18 protein-coding genes are annotated in these 19,799 nt (G+C 70.6%); 8 read left to right on the top strand and 10 right to left on the bottom strand.

Features of this window, described 5'->3' with window-relative positions:
* Positions 1-270: 270 nt before the first annotated feature.
* The 3 genes from ACT2CW_RS01465 to ACT2CW_RS01475 all read left to right on the top strand — a co-directional run bounded on the left by ACT2CW_RS01465 (position 271) and on the right by ACT2CW_RS01475 (position 6,979).
* On the top strand, positions 271-4,467 hold the full coding sequence (locus tag ACT2CW_RS01465) for an nSTAND1 domain-containing NTPase (protein WP_445515228.1): 4,197 nt from the start codon (positions 271-273) through the stop codon (positions 4,465-4,467).
* A gap of 247 nt (positions 4,468-4,714) precedes the next feature.
* On the top strand, positions 4,715-5,638 hold the full coding sequence (locus ACT2CW_RS01470) for an FkbM family methyltransferase (RefSeq protein ID WP_445515666.1): 924 nt from the start codon (positions 4,715-4,717) through the stop codon (positions 5,636-5,638).
* 135 nt (positions 5,639-5,773) lie between these two features.
* A complete protein-coding gene (locus tag ACT2CW_RS01475; protein ID WP_445515229.1) occupies positions 5,774-6,979 on the top strand; it encodes a DUF6777 domain-containing protein in 1,206 nt (401 codons plus the stop codon).
* A 12-nt stretch (positions 6,980-6,991) separates the two neighbouring features.
* Here ACT2CW_RS01475 and ACT2CW_RS01480 read toward each other — a convergent pair whose 3' ends face one another.
* From ACT2CW_RS01480 to ACT2CW_RS01490, 3 genes are all read right to left on the bottom strand, one after another.
* Positions 6,992-7,606 carry a dihydrofolate reductase family protein gene (locus ACT2CW_RS01480; protein ID WP_445515230.1) on the bottom strand — a complete coding sequence of 205 codons (615 nt, stop codon included), beginning with the start codon at positions 7,604-7,606 and terminating at the stop codon, positions 6,992-6,994.
* A gap of 90 nt (positions 7,607-7,696) precedes the next feature.
* Positions 7,697-8,458 carry a glycosyltransferase family 2 protein gene (locus ACT2CW_RS01485; protein ID WP_445515231.1) on the bottom strand — a complete coding sequence of 254 codons (762 nt, stop codon included), beginning with the start codon at positions 8,456-8,458 and terminating at the stop codon, positions 7,697-7,699.
* 2 nt (positions 8,459-8,460) lie between these two features.
* Positions 8,461-9,246 (bottom strand): GntR family transcriptional regulator, encoded by a 786-nt coding sequence (locus ACT2CW_RS01490; RefSeq protein WP_445515232.1) that lies wholly within the window; start codon positions 9,244-9,246, stop codon positions 8,461-8,463.
* A 232-nt stretch (positions 9,247-9,478) separates the two neighbouring features.
* Here ACT2CW_RS01490 and ACT2CW_RS01495 point away from each other — a divergent pair, with 232 nt between their 5' ends.
* Positions 9,479-10,090 (top strand): DJ-1/PfpI family protein, encoded by a 612-nt coding sequence (locus ACT2CW_RS01495; protein WP_182472312.1) that lies wholly within the window; start codon positions 9,479-9,481, stop codon positions 10,088-10,090.
* 76 nt (positions 10,091-10,166) lie between these two features.
* On the opposite strand, the gene ACT2CW_RS01500 is transcribed toward ACT2CW_RS01495, so the two are convergent.
* Positions 10,167-11,099: an NADP-dependent oxidoreductase gene (locus ACT2CW_RS01500; protein WP_182472410.1), complete on the bottom strand. Its 933-nt coding sequence runs from the start codon at positions 11,097-11,099 to the stop codon at positions 10,167-10,169.
* Positions 11,014-11,493, bottom strand: a complete 480-nt coding sequence (locus ACT2CW_RS01505; RefSeq protein WP_445515667.1) for an ATP-binding protein — start codon at positions 11,491-11,493, stop codon at positions 11,014-11,016. The genes ACT2CW_RS01500 and ACT2CW_RS01505 overlap by 86 nt, the downstream gene beginning before the upstream one ends.
* Positions 11,494-11,522: 29 nt before the next feature.
* Between ACT2CW_RS01505 and ACT2CW_RS01510 the strand changes: the two genes are divergently transcribed.
* Positions 11,523-12,005: a GntR family transcriptional regulator gene (locus tag ACT2CW_RS01510; RefSeq protein ID WP_445515233.1), complete on the top strand. Its 483-nt coding sequence runs from the start codon at positions 11,523-11,525 to the stop codon at positions 12,003-12,005.
* Positions 12,002-12,784 (top strand): GntR family transcriptional regulator, encoded by a 783-nt coding sequence (locus ACT2CW_RS01515; protein WP_445515234.1) that lies wholly within the window; start codon positions 12,002-12,004, stop codon positions 12,782-12,784. Before ACT2CW_RS01510 ends, ACT2CW_RS01515 begins: the two co-directional genes overlap by 4 nt.
* Positions 12,785-12,814: 30 nt before the next feature.
* Here ACT2CW_RS01515 and ACT2CW_RS01520 read toward each other — a convergent pair whose 3' ends face one another.
* Positions 12,815-13,360, bottom strand: a complete 546-nt coding sequence (locus tag ACT2CW_RS01520; protein WP_445515235.1) for a GIY-YIG nuclease family protein — start codon at positions 13,358-13,360, stop codon at positions 12,815-12,817.
* Between the two features lie 174 nt (positions 13,361-13,534).
* Between ACT2CW_RS01520 and ACT2CW_RS01525 the strand changes: the two genes are divergently transcribed.
* Entirely contained in the window at positions 13,535-14,230 is a 696-nt protein-coding gene (locus ACT2CW_RS01525) for an 8-oxoguanine DNA glycosylase OGG fold protein (RefSeq protein WP_445515236.1), read from the top strand.
* A 98-nt stretch (positions 14,231-14,328) separates the two neighbouring features.
* Here the strand turns inward: ACT2CW_RS01525 and ACT2CW_RS01530 are convergent, their stop codons facing one another.
* Positions 14,329-15,090, bottom strand: coding sequence for a phosphoglyceromutase (locus ACT2CW_RS01530; RefSeq protein WP_164435551.1), 762 nt, complete (start codon positions 15,088-15,090; stop codon positions 14,329-14,331).
* Positions 15,091-15,281: 191 nt separating this feature from the next.
* On the opposite strand from ACT2CW_RS01530, the gene ACT2CW_RS01535 reads away from it, so the two are divergent.
* Positions 15,282-16,625, top strand: coding sequence for an MDR family MFS transporter (locus tag ACT2CW_RS01535; protein WP_445515237.1), 1,344 nt, complete (start codon positions 15,282-15,284; stop codon positions 16,623-16,625).
* A 26-nt stretch (positions 16,626-16,651) separates the two neighbouring features.
* On the opposite strand, the gene ACT2CW_RS01540 is transcribed toward ACT2CW_RS01535, so the two are convergent.
* Genes ACT2CW_RS01540 through ACT2CW_RS01550 form a run of 3 tightly spaced genes read right to left on the bottom strand, consistent with a single transcriptional unit; the run spans position 16,652 to position 19,730 of the window.
* Positions 16,652-18,736: a M48 family metalloprotease gene (locus ACT2CW_RS01540; protein ID WP_445515238.1), complete on the bottom strand. Its 2,085-nt coding sequence runs from the start codon at positions 18,734-18,736 to the stop codon at positions 16,652-16,654.
* A complete protein-coding gene (locus tag ACT2CW_RS01545) occupies positions 18,733-19,416 on the bottom strand; it encodes an RNA polymerase sigma factor (RefSeq protein WP_233362006.1) in 684 nt (227 codons plus the stop codon). The genes ACT2CW_RS01540 and ACT2CW_RS01545 overlap by 4 nt, the downstream gene beginning before the upstream one ends.
* Complete coding sequence (locus tag ACT2CW_RS01550; RefSeq protein ID WP_445515239.1) at positions 19,413-19,730, bottom strand: hypothetical protein; 318 nt, start codon at positions 19,728-19,730, stop codon at positions 19,413-19,415. Before ACT2CW_RS01550 ends, ACT2CW_RS01545 begins: the two co-directional genes overlap by 4 nt.
* Positions 19,731-19,799 lie beyond the last annotated feature (69 nt).

The raw sequence follows: 19,799 nt of genomic DNA on the forward strand, positions 1-19,799 counted from the left end.
ATCTCCGGGGCTCAGGCGACGCGCCCGTGACCGCCGTCTCGTGACCGCGACGAAAGCTGACCGAGAACATGCGGTGCCATGGGTTGTCTCTCCGTGCGCTGAGCTGATGGCCTGGCTGGACGGCTCGTGGTGGCTGCGCTATCGCGCCATGATCCTGCCAGCTGCGCCTCCCACCGAGGAGGTTCCGGTCTCACGCCGCCGGTTTCTCCGCTGGTCAGCCATATAAAGTGAGTTTTCCGGTCCGGATGTCCAGCGCGGGGGAAGTAAGGAGTGGAGACCTTGAGTTCCGACTCGGGGGCACGCATAGCCTTCGCGGAACGCCTCGCGCTGCTGTACAGGGAGGCCGGTAATCCTCCCCTCAAGAGCGTGTCCGAGGCGGTCGTCCGACTCCAGCGGACCGATGAGCGGGGGCGTCCCGTACGGGTCTCCGCCCAGCGGATCAGCGACTGGCGACGAGCGAAGAACGTGCCCGCCCAGTTCGCCGCCCTCGCGGCCGTCCTGCACGTCCTGATACCCGACGCACGGCGCTCGCGGCCCGTACCGGTGTCCCCGGGCCTGTACGACATGGCCCGCTGGCAACGGCTTTGGGAGCGTGCGCTGGCCGACCCGGTCGGCGACCGCCCCGCCCCGGCGGCGGAAGAGGAGGAAGGGCCCCCGGCCGAGGGCCCGGCGGTCCCCGGCGGCGTATGCCCGTACCGGGGCCTGGCCTCGTACCGCCGGCAGGACGCCCGGTGGTTCTTCGGCCGGGAGCGCAGCACGGACGCCCTGGTCACCCAGTTGCACGCGGCGGAGAAGACGGGCGGCCTGGTCGTGCTCGTGGGCGCTTCGGGGGCGGGGAAGTCCTCGCTGCTGAACGCCGGTCTGGTGCCCGCGCTGCGCACCGGGGCGCCGGGCGAGGGGAACGGGGGCGGCCAGGCGAGGGGCGTGCTGCAACTCGTGCCGGGCGGCGATCCGCTCGCGGAGCTGGCCCGCCATATCCCCGAACTGGCGCGCGTGGCCCCCACGGCGGAGAAACCGAAACCGGATGAACGGGAATCGGATGGACCAGAAACGGGCGAACCGGAAACGGGCGAACCGGGCGCGAACGAACCCGACACGGCCGAACGCGCGGCTGACGGCCCACCAACAGACACGTCGACAGCAGACACACCGACAACAGGAACGTCTGCAACAGACACCCAGATAACAGACAAACAGGCAGCCGAACCCGGCACCCCACAATTCGCCCAAGCGGTCCGCGAGGCCGTCACCGCCTGGGCGGACCGCGAGACGCCGTCCTCCGACGCCCGCCCCGTCGTGATCGTCGATCAGTTCGAGGAAGCGTTCACCCTCGGCTCCGACGAGGCCGACCGGCGTACGTTCATCCAGCTCCTCCACGCCGCCTGCACCCCCGCCGGCCCCGGCGAGCCGCCCCCCGTGCTCGTCGTCCTCGGCATCCGCGCCGACTTCTACGAGCTGTGCCTGGGCTACCCCGAACTGGCCGACGCGCTCCAGCACCGGCACATGGTGCTCGGGCCGCTGACCACCGCCGAGTTGCGCGAGGCGGTGACCGGCCCGGCCAAGGCCGTGGGGCTGGAGCTCGAACCGGGGCTCGCGGAGCTGATCGTCCGGGAGGTGAGCGCCGACGGCCCGCGCGGGTCGCATGACGCGGGCGTACTGCCGCTCCTCTCCCACGCCCTGCTCGCCACCTGGCAGCGCCGGAAGGGCGGACGACTGACGCTGGCCGGTTACCGCGCGGCCGGCGGCATCCAGGGGGCGGTGGCGGCGACCGCGGAACGGGCCTGGTCCAGCCTGGACTCCGAGGCGCGCACCGCCGCGCGGCTGCTGCTCCTCCGGCTGGTCCGGCTGGGCGAGGACACCCAGGCCACCCGCAGACGGGGGACCCGGCACCAGCTGGCGCGGGAGTCGACGGACCCGGGCAAGACGGAGGAATCGCTCGAAACGCTGGTCCGCGCCCGCCTGGTGACGCTCGACGCCGAGACCGTGGAGATCACCCATGAGGCGCTGCTCCACGCCTGGCCACGGCTGCGCGACTGGATCGACGAGGACCGCAACGACCATCTGGTGCGCCAGCGGCTGGAGGAGGACGGCCGGTCCTGGGAGGGCTCGAACCGCGACTCGTCCCTCCTCTACCGGGGCTCCCGGCTGGAGCAGGCCCACACCTGGGCGAAGACCGCCGGGGGCACCTATCTGACCCGTAGCGCGGTGGAGTTCCTGGCCGCCTCGGTCCGGCTGCGCAGGCGCACGGTGTGGCTCCGCCGTGGCGCCGTGTCGGCTCTGGTCGTACTGGCGGTGCTGGCCGCCGGTACGGCGGTGGTCGCGTGGCAGCAGCGGGACGACGCGGTGTTCGAGCAGGTGGTCACCGAGGCCGATCGCTTCCAGAACACGGATCCGTCGCTGTCCGCCCAGCTCGCCCTGGTGGCACACGACTTGCGGCCGCACGACGAGGCCACCAGGAACCGGCTGCTGTCGGTGGTGAACACGCCGCTGGCCACGCCGCTGCACGGGCACACCGGCGCCGTCTACCTCACCTCGTTCAGCCCGAACGGGCGGCTGCTGGCCACCGCCAGCTACGACCGGACCGTCCGGCTGTGGGACGTCAAGGACCGGACCCGCCCCAAACCGCTGGGCAAGCCCCTCACCGGCCATAAGAGCTGGGTGAGCAGCGCGGTCTTCAGCCCGGACGGCAACACCCTCGCCAGCGCGGGCGACGACGGCACGATCCGCCTGTGGGACGTACGGGACCCCCGCCATCCGCGCCGGCTCGGCGCGCCCCTCTCCCACCACGACGGCACGATCTATCTGCTCGCCTTCAGCCCGGACGGGCGCACGCTGGCCACCGCCACGGAAGGTCGCGTCGTTCGCCTGTGGGACATGAGGCGCCCGGGCCGGCCGAAGGCGATCGGCGCGCTGACCGGCGCCACCGCCGCCGTGCGCTCCGTGGCGTTCAGCCCCGACGGGCGGACCCTGGCGGCCGGTGGCGACGACGCCTCGATCAGGCTGTGGAACATGGCGGAGCCGCGCCGTCCGAAGCGGATCGGCAAGGCGCTGACCGGCCACAAGGATCTGATCCACTCCGTGGCGTTCAGCCCGGACGGCCGGACCCTCGCCAGCGGCAGCGCGGACAACACCGTCCGGCTGTGGGACGTCGGCGATCCGCGTCACGCGGAGCCGCTGGGCTCGCCGCTCACCGGCCACATCGGCCCCATATGGTCGGTGTCCTTCAGCCCGGACGGATCCATGCTCGCCGCCGCCAGCCAGGACAGTACGGCGAGCCTGTGGAACGTCAGCGATCCGGCGTATCCGTCGCAGGTCGGCGAGCCGCTCGCGGGGAGCAGCGGCGAGATGTACGCCCTGGGCTTCAGCCCCGACGGGCGGACCCTCGCCACCGGGAGCGGCGACAACACGGTCCGGCTGTGGTCGATCCCGACGTCGGACATGGTCGGCCGGGTCGGGGTGTTCCGCCCGGACGGGCGGGTGCTCGCCACGGCCGGGCGCGATGAGAAGGTCCGGCTGTGGAACGTGGACGATCCCAACCGGCCGGTGCCGCTGGGCGAGCCGTTCGACCCCGGGGAGGGCACGGTGCGGGAGCTGACGTTCACCCCGGACGGCCACAACCTCGCGATGATGACCGGAGACCGCCAGGTGCGGCTGTGGAACGTCGCCGATCCGACCCGGCCCGTCCCGTACAAACCGCCCATCCCCCTGCGGACACGGTTCGCGGGCGCGCTGGGCTTCACGCCGGACGGGCGCATGATGGCGACCGCGTACAACGACAACACCATCCAGCTGTGGAACGTCAGCGACCCGTCGCATGTCCGCCGGCTCGGCAAACCGCTCACCGGCCACCGGGGCTACGTCAACTCCCTCGTCTTCAGCCCGGACGGCCGCACACTGGCCAGCGGCAGCGCGGACAACACCATCCGGCTGTGGAAGGTGACCGACCCGCGCCACGCCACCCCGCGGGGCGGGCCGATCACCGGCCACCTCGGCCCCGTCAACGCGCTCGTCTTCACCCCGGACGGCCATACGCTGGCCAGCGGCAGCGACGACAACACGGTCCGGCTCTGGGACGTCACCGACCTCGACAGGGTGACCCGGCTGCGGTCCCCGCTCACCGGCCACACCGACGCGATCGTGTCGCTGACCTTCAGCCCGGACGGCAGCACGCTCGCGAGCGGCGGCAATGACAACGCGGTCCGGCTCTGGGACGTCACCGTCCCGTCCAAGGCCACATCCATCGGCCAGTCGCTGAGCCCCAACGCCAAGACCGGCAATTTCCTGTCGTTCAACCCGCACAGCCGGATGCTCGGGGTGTCCAGCGGCGCGGACACGGTCCGGCTGTGGAGCCTGGACGTGGACGAGGCGGTGCGGCGCATCTGCGCGATGACCCGAGGCGTACTGACCCCGGAGAAATGGGACGAATACCTCTCCCGGCTCTCGTATGCGCCGCCGTGCGGTCGGTGACAACGTTGCGCGAACGTTGCGTGATCGCGGTCACAACTGCTCATCGCGGGGGAGGAGTCGGCTTCCCCACCCCGGCGACCGCGTTACTCTTAGGTACAGCCCGACCGCTGGTGCATCCCCCGTCGCCAGCGGTCGGGCGCTGCCATGTCCGGGGGCATGTCCGGGAGACACTGGGCACCGGTGCGGTGACACCGAACGAGACCGCACGCACCACACGAAGACTCCTCCCCCACCTGGAGACCCCGTGATCCGCAGGCTCGTCGACCAGGCCGCTCTCGACCTCGGCCGTGAGTACGTCCGCCACGCGCCCTGGAGTGCGGGCAAGCGGGCCCTGGTCGAGCGCCACCTCAACGCCGCCCTGCGGGACCGCCCCCTGCACCGCCTGGCCCGTACGCGCTTCGGCGCCACCTTCGCCGTCGACACCCAGGACCTCATCCAGCGGTACCTCTACCTCTTCGGCGTCTGGGAGCCCCATATGACGCGGTGGCTCCAGCGCCGGCTGAAGCCCGGGGACGTCTTCGTGGACGTCGGGGCCAACATCGGCTACTACAGCCTCCTCGCCTCCCGCCTGGTCGGGCGTGCTGGGACGGTGGTGGCGATCGAGGCCTCACCGACGTTCCACCAGCTCCTCCGGCGCCACGCCCGGCGCAACGACTCCACCAACATCCGCGCCCTCAACGCGGCCGTCTCCGACCGCGACGAGCTGCTGACCTTCATCCTCGCCAGCTCCCGCAACATGGGCGCCAACAGCGTCGTCCCCTACGACGGCCCCGCCGAGTCCACCTTCGAGATCGCGGCCCAGCCCCTGCCCGACCTCCTCACCGACGACGAGATCGCCAACGCCCGGGTCATCAAGATCGACGTGGAGGGCGCGGAAGGCAGCGTGGTCCGCGGCCTCCTCCCCCTCCTCGACAAACTGCGCCCCGACGCCGAGCTGACCGTCGAGGTCACCCCCCAGCGCATGTCCGACCTGGGCGACTCCGTCGAAGACCTGCTGACCGCCTTCAAGGACCACGGCCTCCACGTCTACCGCCTGCCCAACGACTACGCGGCCGCCAGCTACCCGGACGCCCTGCGGCGCGCCCCGGAGGTCCCGGTCCGCTGGCGGGGGCCGGTCACGGAGGAAAGCGACCTGGTCTTCTCCCGGGTCGACGCGGAAACGCTGCCCTAGCGCCTCTGAAACAACCAATCATCCATCGACAGGATGTACTGAAATCACCCATAAGTAGGGGAGGAATACCTCCCCCTCAGGGGAACCAGAGCACGCATGGCGCGAGCAGAGTGGGAGCTGAGGGAAGGATGAAATATGAGCTCGAACTCATGGCGCCTCACCTCGCGTCGCGCACTACTGATCATAGGACTCATTGTCATCGTCGTTGTTGTGGCGGTGTTCGTGATCATCTACACCTCCCACAAAGCGGAGGCGGTTGAATATCGCCGGGAGCCGGTCGGGACGACTTCTGTGCCGGCGTTCACGCGCCCCGTGGGAACTGATCAGAGAAACGTCGCGTCACCCTCCAGCGGGGGCCGGACCTTCCAGAGCAACACGCCCGGACTGTATGCCGGAACTCCAGGTCAGGCGCCTTGCGATGGACAGGCACTGATCACCGAACTACAGGCCGATCCGAGAAAAGCGGCAGCCTGGAGCCAGATTCAAGGAATTCGGTCGGCCGACCTACCGAACTACGTCAATCAACTGTCGAGCGTGACTCTGCGCTCGGACACGTATGTGACATCCTACGGATTCCGCGGTGGTGAGGTGACCTGGGACGGCCTGGTCCTCCAAGCCGGGACCGCGGTCTTCATCGATAAGCGCGGAACCCCTGTCGCGAAGTGCAATTGCGGCAATCCCGTGAAAGTGACCGCGCCACCGCAAGGCGCCCAGGCGACGTTCAGCGGACCATCGTGGTCCAGCTTCTCATCGAACTCGGTCACTGTCGTCAATAGGTCATCGACCGTCGTCAATCAGATCACTATGGTCCAGATCAACAAGGATATCGTCTTCGTACGCGGAGTCGGCGATGGCAGTGACGAAAATTCCGACGACAACATATTGTCTCGGACTGAATACCCCAGAAACATCGCAATGGGTGGGGTGCAGGGCGTGATCGATCTGCCACCTCCGCCGAAGGTGACTCCGAACCCGTCCGATACGGAGACCGAGTCTCCGCCGACAACTGAGCCCCCTTCTGATTCGACCTCGCCGCCTGGGACCACCGAGTCTCCGTCGCCGACTACCCCACCTGAGTCGACCACTCCGCCGGATGAGACGACCCCGCCTCCGTCTGAGCCGCCTCCGTCTGAGCAGCCACCTTCCGAGCAGCCGTCGGAGCAGCCCCCCTCCCAGCAGCCGCCTTCTGAACAGCCGTCGGAGCAGCCGCCGACCCAGCAGCCGCAGCAACCTCAGCAGCCGCCGGGCCAACCCGAGCAACCGCAGCAGCCTCAGCCCGAGCAGCCCCAGCCGCAGCAACCACAACCACAGCAGCCTCAGGAACAGCCGCCTGCCTCATGAGGGACTCGATCGTTACTGGTCGTCCTGGGGCAGGTGGGATTTGGCGTCCTCGTAGGTGGCGTCGGTGGTGGACTCCGCCGGGGCGTAGACGAGGTGCAGCACACCGGTGCTGAAGGTGGCGGAGGAGAGCAGCTTCAGCGGGAGCGTGGTCTCGCTCTCGTCGAACAGCCGCATGCCCTTGCGCACGGCGATCGGGTGGACCAGCAGGTGCAGCTCGTCCAGCAGGCCGTGCGCCATGAGCTGCCGGACGACCGAGACCGAGCCGCTGAGGGCGATGTCCCCGCCCGGTTCGTTCTTCAGCGCGGTGACGGCTTCGGCGAAGTCGCCCTTGAGCTGCTCGGTGTTCCGCCAGGTGAAGCTGAGGTTCTGCCGCGACAGGACGATCTTGCGGGCGTCGCCGAGCTTCTTGGCGAAGTGGGCGTCCTCGCCGCCCGCCGCCTCGCGGTCCGGCCAGGCTCCGGCGAAGCTGTCGTAGGTCTTGCGGCCGATGAGCAGGGTGTCGGCCGCGCCGAGGCCCGCGTCGACCGCGGCGCCCATCTCGTCGTTGAAGTAGGGGAAGTGCCACTGGTCGGGCGCCTCCACGACCCCGTCGAGCGAGATGAACAGACTGGCGGTGATCTTCCTCATGACGCCCCTCCATGGGATGCGGTCGGTGAGCTCTTCCTCCTCTCAGACCGGGGAGGCGGCACAAACTCATCGGTGGCGGCGAGCGGGTTTTCAGCGGGTGTCTTCGTAGCGCCAGCCGTCCATGGCGGCCAGGACCCGGGCCCGCGCCTCGACCACCGCGAACCGTGCCGCGCGCTCGGCCGCGTCGGTGTGGGCGGACTGGCTGGTGACCTGGCCGGGCCACTTGCGGTAGAGCAGACCGGTCTCGGCGGTGAACCAGCCGCGGCTGACCGCGTTGAGGGCCATGAGGAGGCCGGTGTCCTCGGAGGCGGGGAGGGCCATCCAGCCGCCGAGGGCGAGGAGCAGGTCCCGGCGTACGAAGAGGGTGGCGGGGTGGACCTGGGCGCGGTGGTCGTTCGCCCGCCAGAATTCGAGGACCGCGCCGCGTGCGATGGGCCCCTGGGGCGGATCGCCCTCGAAACCGACGGTGGAGCCGTCGGGCAGCAGGTCAAGGGCGCGGGAGGTGGCCCAGCCGAGATCGGGGCGGTCGGTGAGCGCGCGGAGGTCGCGGGCGAGGGCGCCAGGGGTGAGCATGTCGTCGGCGTCCAGCACCTTGATGTACGCGCCCTCGGCCCGCGAGAGCCCCATCGTGCGCGCCATCGCGGCCCGGCCGGCCCGGCCCTGCCCGAAGCTGACGCGCACGTCATCGGGCACGTAGGGCCGTACGGCGTCGGTCTCGCCGTCCTCCTGGATCACCCACTGCCAGTCCCAGCCGTCCGGCAGCTCCTGCTCGCACAGCGACTTGTGGGCGTCCGGCAGATGCACCGCGCCCGGGGCGTGGACCGCGGTGATGACGCTGATGGTGTTCGGCATGGTCACCACCTCTTCAGGGGCGTGGTGAAGACGAGTTCCGTACGGTCGCCGCACAGCGTCACATCGGAGACTTCGACGACCCGATCGCCGATGTCCGTACAGATCTTCCGGAGGACGATCACCGACACTCCCTTCTTGAGGCCGAGCGCCTCGGCCTCCTCCACCGTCGGCGGCCGGGCCGTGATCCGCTCCTCTATGCGGTCCAGCTCGACGCCGATCGTGTAGAGCTGATTCTGCGTGCCGCCGGGCCAGGGCTCATGGGCGGCGTCGAGCAGGTCGGTGTTGGCGGCCACGACGTCGTGGACCAGGTAGGAGTGCACGAGCGCGAACGGCGCGTCCTCCTCGCGGCAGTTCGTCCGGTAGATCCGCTCCAGCAGCCGTGTGCCCACGGGGATCCCGAAGACCGACGCCAGGTCCTCGTCGGCCTTCGCGTCGCGGTACTCGGCGTGAAAGGCGAGGTCGTCGACCGCCAGCCCGGTGTCGTGCTCGGTCGACCCGGTCCGCAGCCGCTCCGCCCTGGACCGGCGGGCCCGGTCCTTCTCCCACTGGTGCCGCTCATTGCTCCGCTCGACCCGCCGGCGCGGAGTCCGTACGAACGTCCCCACCCCGTGCCGCCTGTCGATCAGCCCCTCGGCCACCAGCTCCGACAGCGCCCGCTGAAGCGTCGGCACGCTCGTCCGATACCGCGCCGCAAGCTTGTCCTCGGCCGGCAGCCGCTCGCCGGGGCTTAGCTGACCTGCGCGGATGCTCTGGCGGAGGGCATCCGCGATCTGCTCGTACTTGGCCATGTGTGCTCACCGTCCCAGATTGCGCGGACGCTGCGGACGCTTTCAGCGTAAGTCCTAAAGACGTCTTAAGGACGGGCCCCAGAACCGAACCCAGAACCGAACCCAGAACCGACCCAGGACCGCCCCAGGACCGCCCCCAGGACCAAAAGGTCCACCACCCACCAATTGGCCCGCGACCGGGCACGGCGCGCCTGAGAGGCTGAGCCACCTGCCGTACCCGAGGGGAGACGCCATGCAGCAGGTCGCCGTGGTCACCTTTGACGGATTCAACGAGCTCGACAGCTTCATCGCCTCGGCACTGATCAACCGGTGCCGAAAGGACGGCCTGGAGGCGTTCATCACCACGCCGACGCCGGTCATCACCTCCATGAACGGCGTCGAGGTCACCGGCCAGCGCCCGATGGAGTTCGTGACGGAAGCGGACGTCGTACTGATCGGCAGCGGCGTGAAGACGCGCGACGTGGTCGCCGACGACCGCCTGATCTCCAGGCTCCCCCTCGACCCGGCACGCCAGCTGATCGGCGCCCAGTGCTCCGGCGCACTGGTCCTCGCCAAGCTCGGGCTGCTCGACAACATGCCCGCCTGCACGGACATCAAGACCCGCCCCTTCGTCGAAGCCAGCGGCGTCACCGTCCTGGACGTCCCCTTCCACGCCGAGGGCAACATCGCCACGGCGGGCGGCTGCCTGGCGTCCCAGTACCTCGGCACCTGGGCCATCACCCGCACCCTCGGAGACGAGGCCGCCCGCGGCGTCCTCGACTACGTGGCCCCGGTCGGCGAAAACGAGGAAACCGTCGAGCGAGCCCTGCGAGCGGTCCACACGGGCGAGGCGGCGTTGCGCTGACGCACCGGGCATGAGCCCTCGGGCTCCGTTCATCGAAGTCCCCTACCCGCGGTGAAACCGCGATAGGGGACTTCGGTCAGTTGGCGTCGATGTCCAGCACGATCCGGCCGCGGGTGCGGCCCTCCTCCTGGAGAGCCCGCCAGGCGTCGGCCGCCTGCTCCAGTGGGAAGGAGCGGTTCACGGTGACGGACAACTTCCCGGACTCGGCGAGATCAACCAGCTCGGTCAGCTCGTCGGCGTTCGGGCGCGCCCACACCATCTGGCCGCCCTGGTCGGCGACGGTGAGGTCGGCCACGGAGACGACCCGCGCCGGGTCCTTCAAGACCCTCTGTGAAACGGCCACCGCGTCGCCGCCGTAGCAGTCGAACGCCGCGTCGATACCCCCGGGCGCCAGTAGGCGCACCCGCTCGGCCAGGCCCTCGCCGTAGGTGACTGGTGTGGCGCCGAGCTCGCGCAGGAAGTCGTGATTGCGCTCGCCGGCGGTGCCGATGACCCGGGCGCCGCGGGCGTGGGCGATCTGCACACCGAGCGAGCCGACCCCGCCCGCGGCCGCGTGAACCAGGAGGGTGTCGCCCTCACCGACGTTGATTCGCTTGATGGCCTGGTAGGCCGTCAGCCCGGGCAGCGGCAGGCACGCCGCATGCGCCCAGTCCCAGGACGCCGGCTTGCGTGCCAGGGTGCGAGCCGGGGCGGAGACCAGTTCGGCGTAACCGCCGTTCTGCGCCCAGTCCTTGTTGATGTAGCCAACGACCTCGTCGCCGACTTCGAACTCGGTGGCATCGAAGCCGCGGGCCTCTATGACCCCGGCCACCTCCCAGCCCGGGATGAGGGGAAAGCGAGCCTCCATGACGCCATCGAGATTGCCGGCGCTGACCTTCCAGTCCGCCGGGTTCACGCCCGCCGCCTTGACCCGGACCAGGAACTCACCCGGCGCGACCGCCGGCGTCGGCAGCTCCATGAGCTCTAGATCGTCTGCGCCGCCATAGTGCTGTAGGGCAATTGCCTTCATGATCAGCAACAACATGCGGAACCGGGTTCATGTTCCCCGGCAGGCTGACAGCCAGAGGACACGTCAGCGGAGTGAACGAGTTGTGACTCACCGCTGGCGCTTGGCGCGCTCCCGCTCCGCGGAGCCGATGATGGCCTTCGGCGCAGTCGAGTTGGCGCCTGAGCTTGTTGAGGACGTCGGTGTGGGCCGACTCAATCAGACGGTCCGTCGTCATGTCGCCCCAGGCGTCCGCGAGTTCGCCTACGAGTAGCAGTCCGCGGCCGTTCTCGCTGTCCGTGCGCGGGGATTGGGCGGCCGGTCGCCCGGGGCCGGAGTCGCGTACTTCGATGCGCACCTCTTCCTCGGCGGCTTCGATCCGTACCCGGAACAGCCGGCCCGGCGGGACACCGTACAGGAGGGCATTGGCGAGTCACCGCCTCAGAGTTGGGTGCGAGAGACATCCTTACTGCGGCAGCGCGCGGCAGGCGTGGGACGCAGCGCATCCTGCATGCCGGGGAGGTTCCCGCTCCGGCTGTCGTGGCCCGCCTTCTGGGGCTCGAGGACGGGGATACGGTCGTCGTACGGCGCCGGATCATGTACCTCGACGAGCAGCCGTGCGAGCTGACCGACTCCTACTACCCGGCGCATATCGCCGCAGGCACCGGCCTCGCGGGCACCGCGAAGATCCGCGGAGGAGCGGTGGCGCTGCTCGCCGAGCTGGGGCATGTGGGTCGCCGGGTGCGTGAGGACGTGACGGCGCGCATGCCGGACGCGCAGGAGCGCGAACTGCTGCGGACTGGCGCGGAGGAGCCGGTGCTATGCCTGGAGCGCGTCATGCTCGACGCGCACGAACGGCCCCTTCAGGCCGACCTGATCACCATGCCCGCCCAACGCCAGCGTCTGCGCTACGAACTCAGGATGGGATGACCGTGCCGAAGGCCGAACAGGACGCAGTCGACCAGCGGTCGCTGCACGAACGGATCGCCGCCGACCTACGCGACGAGATCATGTCCGGCGACCTTCCTCCCGGCGCCAGGCTTCCCTCAACCGCCCGGCTCAAGGAGCGATTCACCGCCTCGAACGCGACCGTGCAGAAGGCCCTGCAACTCCTGAAGGACGAGGGGCTGGCGGTGGGCCGCGCCGGAGCGGCCGTCACCGTACGCGAACACCGGCAGCGCACCATGCGCCCCGCCTCGTACATGGCCCCGGCCGCACCCGGAGAGCCGTACCGATGGCTCAGTGAGGCCGCGGCGGGCCACCAGGCTCGCGGCAGCAGCCGGCTCCTCGACGTCACCGAGATCCGCCCACCCGCCGACGTCGCCGAGGCACTGCGCCTCCCGGAGAACGGCACGGCGCTGCTGCGGGCGCAGGTGCTGCTCCTGGACGGTGAGCCGGTGGAGCTGGTGAAGTCGTACTACCCGCTGGAGCTGGCGCGCGGGACGGCGATGATGGACCGCCGCAAGATCAAGGGCGGCACCCCGGCCCTCCTCGCGGAGCTGGGCCACCCGCCCCGCCTCAGCGTCGACAAGGTCTCCGCGCGCGTACCGACGCAGGAGCAGTACACGGTGCTCGGCCTGCCGGGGAACTTCCCCGTCCTGCGAACGCTGCGCGTCGTCTACAGCGACGGCGAGCGCCCCATCGAAGCCACGGTGATGGCCAAGGCCGGGCATCTCTACGAGCTGCGGTACGAGTTCACTCCCTCCTGACCGCCCCCTGAGGACGCCCGTCCGATAGGCCTACGCGCCGATGGGCAACTCCCGCGCCCGCTGGCGTGCTTGGGCCCGCAGCTCCTTCAGGCGGCTGTGGAATGCGTTGTGGCCGTTCTGGTCGAGGTTCAGCGGTAGGTCGAGTCGGGAGATGAGCTGTGCCTCCAAGGCCCATGGCTCCTCCTGCTCGATCCAGCACACTCGGGCGTTGTCCGCCATCCACTGGCTCAGGGTGGCCTCGCCGACCTTGCCGAAGGTCATCCGCTTACCGCTGCCCACGCGGCGCAGCTCAAGCCCGAGTAGACAACCGAGCGTGAGCCGTAGCGTCGAGCCCTCCGCGTTGCCCCGGTAGTGGTACCGCACCCGCTTGCGCAGGTTCTGGGTGCTGGTGCGGTTCGCCATGTACCGGGGCGCTATGCCGACGTAGAGCAGGCGTCGGGCGTCCAAGTCCGGGTGGGGCGGCTGCTCGAAGTACCACCCGTAAGCTCCCGCGACCGCCGGGACGGGGCTCGGCCGGGTCAGGACCTCCTGCGCCGACCACAACCGGTCGGGGCTGGTGAGAACGGTAGCTTCCACGAAACCTCCAGGCGCGCCACGGCTGACACCCCCAGGCTATTGCTCAGCGCCGACAGACTGCTCTGACCTGATACATCCGGGATAGTAGATAAGCGCGCCCTCCTGGCATTTCCTCCCATACGCTATGTCGCACGCCACGCCGTCACCGTCGCCGTGGCTCCGGGGGGAGAGCACATGATGGAGCAGCTTCAGAAGCTCGTTGACCGCTATCGCGATTGCAGGCAGAAGCCAGTGCGCTTCCGCCCCAGCACGTGGCACCCACGGCTGGAGCGGTACGGAGCGGCGCAGGTACTCGATGTCGGCGTTGAATGTGCGAGCGGGCGGAGTGGTGACCGCCTCATCAGTCGGGGCGACCTGGTCGACCTCCGTGACCGCGTTGGTGACGATCCCGACGGGCTACGTGCCCTGTTCGTGGCCGTCATGATCTGGGGCTCGGGCACCACGAACGGACGCGGCCCGCGGTACACCGAGGCTGCCCTGGCCGACCCCCGCCTCGCCACTGCCCTCCGGACCACGCGCCAGGCGGTCCAAAGCGGCGACCTGAGCGGGGCCTACAGGCAGTTCGTCCTCAACGGGGTGGGGCAATCGTTCTTCACGAAGTGGTTCGCGGCCATCGACGACCGCGATACCGAGTGTGACCGGGCCCTGATCCTGGACACTCGAGTTTTTCATTCACTGAATGCCCTTAAGTGGTTCAGCTGGCAGGCGGCCGGCACGCGTCATTGGCCAACCCGTTACACCACCTACATCAGCACCATGCACGGCTGGGCGTCGTCCCTGGGAGTCACAGCCGACCGGCTTGAGTGGCTCCTCTTCCACCTGAACGGCCACCTGGACGGGCCCTGCCCCTGCGCGCCACGGGTCGACTGAACGCGGCAGCGCTCCAGCCCCACGCCCAGCCTCGGCCTCGCGACATCAAGCCCCCTACGCGCGGTGAAACCGCAGGTAGGGGGCTTGCGTGTGGAGGCTTACTTCTTCTTGCCCTGGTTCTTGACCGCCTCGATGGCGGCCTTCGCGGCGTCCGGGTCGAGGTAGGTGCCGCCCGGGTTGACCGGCTTGAAGTCGGTGTCCAGTTCGTAGGAGAGCGGGATGCCCGTCGGGATGTTCAGGCCCGCGATGTCGGCGTCGGAGATGCCGTCCAGGTGCTTGACCAGGGCGCGGAGGGAGTTGCCGTGGGCCGCGATCAGGACCGTCTTACCCGTGAGGAGGTCCGGGACGATGCCGTCGAACCAGTACGGGAGCATGCGGACGACGACGTCCTTGAGGCACTCCGTCCGCGGGCGCAGCTCCGGGGGGAGGGTCGCGTAGCGCGGGTCCGCGAACTGGGAGTACTCGGCGTCGCGGTCCAGCGGGGGCGGCGGGGTGTCGTAGGAGCGGCGCCACAGCATGAACTGCTCCTCGCCGAACTCGGCGAGGGTCTGCGCCTTGTCCTTGCCCTGGAGGGCGCCGTAGTGGCGCTCGTTCAGGCGCCACGAGCGGTGGACGGGGATCCAGTGGCGGTCGGCGGACTCCAGCGCCAGCTGGGCCGTGCGGATCGCGCGCTTCTGGAGCGAGGTGTGGACCACGTCGGGGAGCAGGCCGGCGTCCTTCAGCAGCTCACCGCCGCGGACGGCCTCCTTCTCGCCCTTCTCGTTCAGGTTGACGTCCACCCAGCCGGTGAACAGGTTCTTCGCGTTCCACTCGCTCTCGCCGTGGCGGAGGAGGATCAGCTTGTACGGTGCGTCGGCCATGTCGTCGAGCCTACTGGACCGGCCTGAGGGGGTCGGTTGACGGACCCCGTCAATTGACTGGCGGGCTGGGGACGGTATCGGTAAGTTGCGGATCCTGGTTGTGGCACTTACATGTCGCGCCGCTCATGGGGTGCGCGGCTTACCGGCTGTCGCATTCACAGGGCTGTGGCTTTCACTGGGGGGAGTCGTCCGTGTCCGTCGTCCGACTGAGGCAGGCCGCGAAGGAGAGTGTCTCGGGGTTGCCCCGGGAGTTCTGGTGGCTGTGGACCTCCACGCTGGTCAACCGGCTGGGCGGGTTCGTGGCCACCTTTCTTGCCATGTACCTGACCGTGGATCGTGGTTATTCGGCGATGTTCGCCGGGCTGGTCGGCGCGCTGCACGGGCTGGGCGGGGCCGTGGCCGCGGTCGTCGCCGGGGTGCTGACCGACCGGCTGGGGCGGCGGCCCACGCTGCTGGTCTCGCAGCTGTCGACCGCGGTCACCGTGGCCGTGCTGGGCTTCGTCCAGAATCCGGTCGCCATCGCCGTCGTGGCCTGCCTGGTGGGCATGACCAGCAACGCGTCACGGCCCGCGGTGCAGGCGATGATCGCCGACATCGTCGCGCCCGGGGACCGGGTACGGGCCTTCGCGCTCAACTACTGGGCCATCAACCTCGGCTTCGCCGTCTCCGCGGCGGCGGCCGGGCTGATCGCGCGCCACGGCTATCTCACGCTCTTCCTGGCGGATGCCGGGATGACGCTGCTGTGTGCCGTCATCGTCTTTGGGAAGGTTCCGGAGTCTCGGCCTGAGCGGGAGCCTGCCGCCGAGGGTGCGGCGGTGGAGTCGGAGTCGGAGCGCGAGGTTGGGTTGGGTGCGGTGCTGCGGGACCGGCGGTTCATGGCCGTGGTCGCGCTGTCGTTCCTGGTCGCGACCCTCATCCAGCAGGCGTTCGTGGCGCTGCCCGTGGCGATGGGGGCGGACGGGCTGTCCAGTACGGACTTCGGCGTCGCCATCGCGATGAACGGCGTACTGATCGTGGCCGTGCAGATCCCGGTGACGCGGTTCCTCGAACATCGCGAACCGGCGCCGCTGCTGATGGTGTCCGCCCTGCTGACCGGCGCCGGGTTCGGGCTGACCGCCTTCGCCGGGTCGGTCGGGATGTACGCGCTGGCCGTGATGGTCTGGACGATCGGCGAGATCATCAACTCCCCCACGCAGATGGGGCTGGTCGCCCGGCTCTCCCCGACCCATGGGCGCGGCCGCTACCAGGGGATGTACACCCTGTCGTGGTCCCTCGCCTCGCTCATCGCCCCGCTCGCGGGCGGCGCCGTCATGGACAGCTTCGGGGCGGATGCCCTGTGGGCGGCCAGCGCCGTGGTGGGCCTCGTGGCGGCCGGGGGGTACGTGGCGCTGGGGCGCGCCCTGCGGAGCCGGCCCGCGGCCGGGGATGTCGGGGGTGGAGTGGGTGCCGGTGTGGGTGCCGCTTCGGGTCCGACTTCGGGTCCGACTTCGGGTTCGGTCCCGGCTTCGCCCGCGGTGGGGGCGGGCTCCTCGTAGCGGGACCGGGCCGCCCCCGGCGGGGATCAGGGAGTGGATCTCGGGATGACGGGCTCGATGTGGATGGGCGGGGGCAGTGGGGGCTGGTAGGTCGGGATCGTCTCCGGGAATGTGGGCCGCTGGTAGGTCGGGTACGGAGCGGGGTCCGTGCCGGTACCGCCGCCCGGCTGGTAGCGGTCGTTCCACCGGGTCACCGGGATCCGGGGGTAGCTCGGCTCGTCCTTGTTCGCCCACAGCGCGAACGTCCACCCCGTCATCACCACCAGCACGGTGAGCGCCAGCCCGCTCACGGCCTTGATGCGCCGGCGCGCGGGGCCAGTGGCCCCGGGTGCGATGCTGATCCGCCGCGCCTTCGCCCCCTCCACCGGCCCGTCCGCCGTGCCCCCTGCCCTACCGGTGGTGGGCAGCGGTGCGCGTTCGTCCACGCCCAGGGCCGCCAGGTGCAGCCCCAGCCGCTGGGTCTGGCCGGGGAGTCGTACGGCGGTGTCGGCCCAGGTGCGGATGGTCTCGGGGGCGATGCCGTCGGGCGGTACGAGGATGCTGGGGCCGGTCCAATTCATGGCCCAGTACGCCGTCCCCTGCGCGACCAGCTGCGCCCCGATCAGTACGGCCAGGGCCTCGACCAGAGGGGCGAGTGGGTCCTGTCCGGGCTGATCGCCACGGGGCATTCGCTCGCCCTCGGACAGTCCGGCGTCGGACAGCCCGGCGTCGGGCACCGCGGCATTGGGCAGCCCGGCGTCCGGCAGCCGGGCGTTGAGCGCGCGGGCCAGGGGCATCCGGCGGCCGCCGTCCAGCAGTCGCAGCACTCGGTCGATTGTCAGCCTCTCCGGCTCCCCGTCCGGCTCGCCGCCCGGCTCCCCCTTCGGCCGGCCCATTCCCTCCGTCTCCTCCACCCCCCGTACCGCCTCCGCCAGCGGGGTCAGGATCCGTGTCGCGCGGTGCTCCGCCAGCTCGGTGAGCCAGTCCCGCCAGGGCACCCTCGTGCCCGCGTCCGGCCCGGACAGCAGGACACGGCCCAGCTCGACCGCGTACCGCGGCTGTACGGAGAGAGGCTCGGGGGAGTCCGGGGAGGGGAAGGGGCCGGTTCCAGGCCCCCGCGCGGGCAGGCGCGCCAGCCGTTCCAGCCGGACGGCCAGGGCCGGATGCGCGTCATCGGGGTCGGCGGGCCGTTCCACGGCGAGGGCGCGGAACACGGCCATCGGCTCCCGCACTTCGGGGGCCTCGACCATATGGGCGAAGGCGCGGAACGGATCGTCGGGGATACGGCCCGTCGCCCGGCGCATCGGGGTGAGGAAGTCCGCGAGGAAATCCCGCCACGCGACCTCCAGCGCCGCCGTGGAGCACAGCGCGTCGGCCATTGCGCCCGGTCCGGCCATCCGCGCCGCCTCGCGATCGGCCTCCAGCTCCTGCCGCCGCCGGACCGGGCGGGTGAGCCAGCGGAAGAGGCGGGTGTAGAGGCCGAGCAGCAGCAGCGGCAGGCCCGCGTACAGCCGCACCAGCTCGTTCGCGGCCGACGCGTCCTGGATCGCCTGCCGGGCGGCGACCAGCCCCGCCGCGCCCCGGTGGGCGACCGCGCCGAAGCGGCTGTGGCGGCCGGAGAAGTGGCCCAGCTCATGCGCGAGGACGGCGCGCAGTTCGGCGGGCGAAAGTCCGGCCAGCAGGGGCAGTCCCAGGTAGAGGACGCGTCGGCCGGGGGCGAGGCCGAGGAGCGGTGCGTCCTCGGTGACGGAGGCGTTGACCTCGGCGGTCAGCTTGATGTGGCCGGGCGGCCGGGTGCCGACGTCGAGGGCCAGCTCCTCGACCGTGCGCCACAACTCGGGCGCCCCGCGCCGGGTCACCGTCACCGCGTCCTCGCGCGGGGCGGCGGGGCGGGCGGTGCGGATCACCGCCCACACCATGCCGAAGACGATGGGGGCCATCGCGGCGCAGGCGGTGACGACAGTGGTGGGCGGCGTCGTGGCCTCCGGCGTTCCCGCGGTCCATAAGGCGGCCACGAGGAACGCCGCCCAGAGCAGCACCATGGCCGCGACCAGCGCGTAGAAGACGGCGAGCAGGGCGAGGGCGAGGAGCGCGCGGGCAGTGGCGAGGAGCGCGCGGGTGGTGGCGATCATCGACGCCCCCGGATGCCGTCGGCGCCGTCTCCAGTCCCGCCCCGCAACGCCCGGCCCTCGCCCCTGAACCCGGCCGAGAGCCACTCCGCAGCCCCGTACAGGGCCACGCTCAGCGGGTCCTTCGGGGTGCGGGTCAGGAGGCGCTCGGTCGCGCGGCCCAGCTCCGGGGAGACGTCGAGCAGCAGGCTCAGCCGGGCGCGGGCCTTGTGGAGGTTGCTGCCGACGCTGCCTACGGAGATGCCCAGCTCAGCCGAGATCGCCTGATAGCTCATGCCCTCGAGCGAGTGCATGACGACCACCTGGCGCTGGCGCGGCGGCAGCGTGCCCAGGGCGCGCAGGGCGGCCAGTGCCTCGGCGGTCTCCTCCACGCTCGCGGTCGTGGCGGCCGGGACGCTCATCTCGGCCGGCTTCCAGCGGAACCACCAGCGCCGCCCGTCCCGCGAGAGCTTGCGCCGCATGGTGGTGGTCACCCATGCCTCGGGCGAGGCGCACGCCCTGACCTCGGGCCAGCGGCGCATCGCCTCGATGTACGCCTCCTGCACCGCGTCCTCGGCGTTCTGCCGGTTGTCGCTGAGCATCACCGCGCGGGCGGCCAGCCAGGGGTAGGTGCGGGCGTAGAAGGCGTCGAACTCCTCCTCGGGCCGCCCGCCGCGCGTGGTCTCCTCGACGGTGTCGCTCATTCCGATCGACCCCCGCCCCGCTCGTCCCGCTGGCCCCGACCGTCCCGCTGGCCCCGGCCGCCCCGCTCGCCCCGGCCGTCCCTCTCATCCCGCTCGTCCCGCCCTTCCGGCCGCCGCCGGATCGTCAGCGCCGCGCCGTCGGGGCGGCGGTCGGTGAGGACCGTGCCCGGCTCCGTTCTGTGCACCAACTCGGCCAGCGTGCGCGCCCGGAGCCGTTCGCCCGAACGCGCCGCCAGCCAGCGGATGACGTCCCCCATCAGCCGTAGCACCCCCACCGTCACGACCGTCGCCACCGTGAGCCACGGATTGTCCATGAGCACCGTTGTGTCTCCTCTTCATGGTTCCCGGCCGCAGGAGCCGGTTCACCATGAAGAGCCCTCATG

The organism is Streptomyces sp. NEAU-174, from assembly GCF_052665095.1.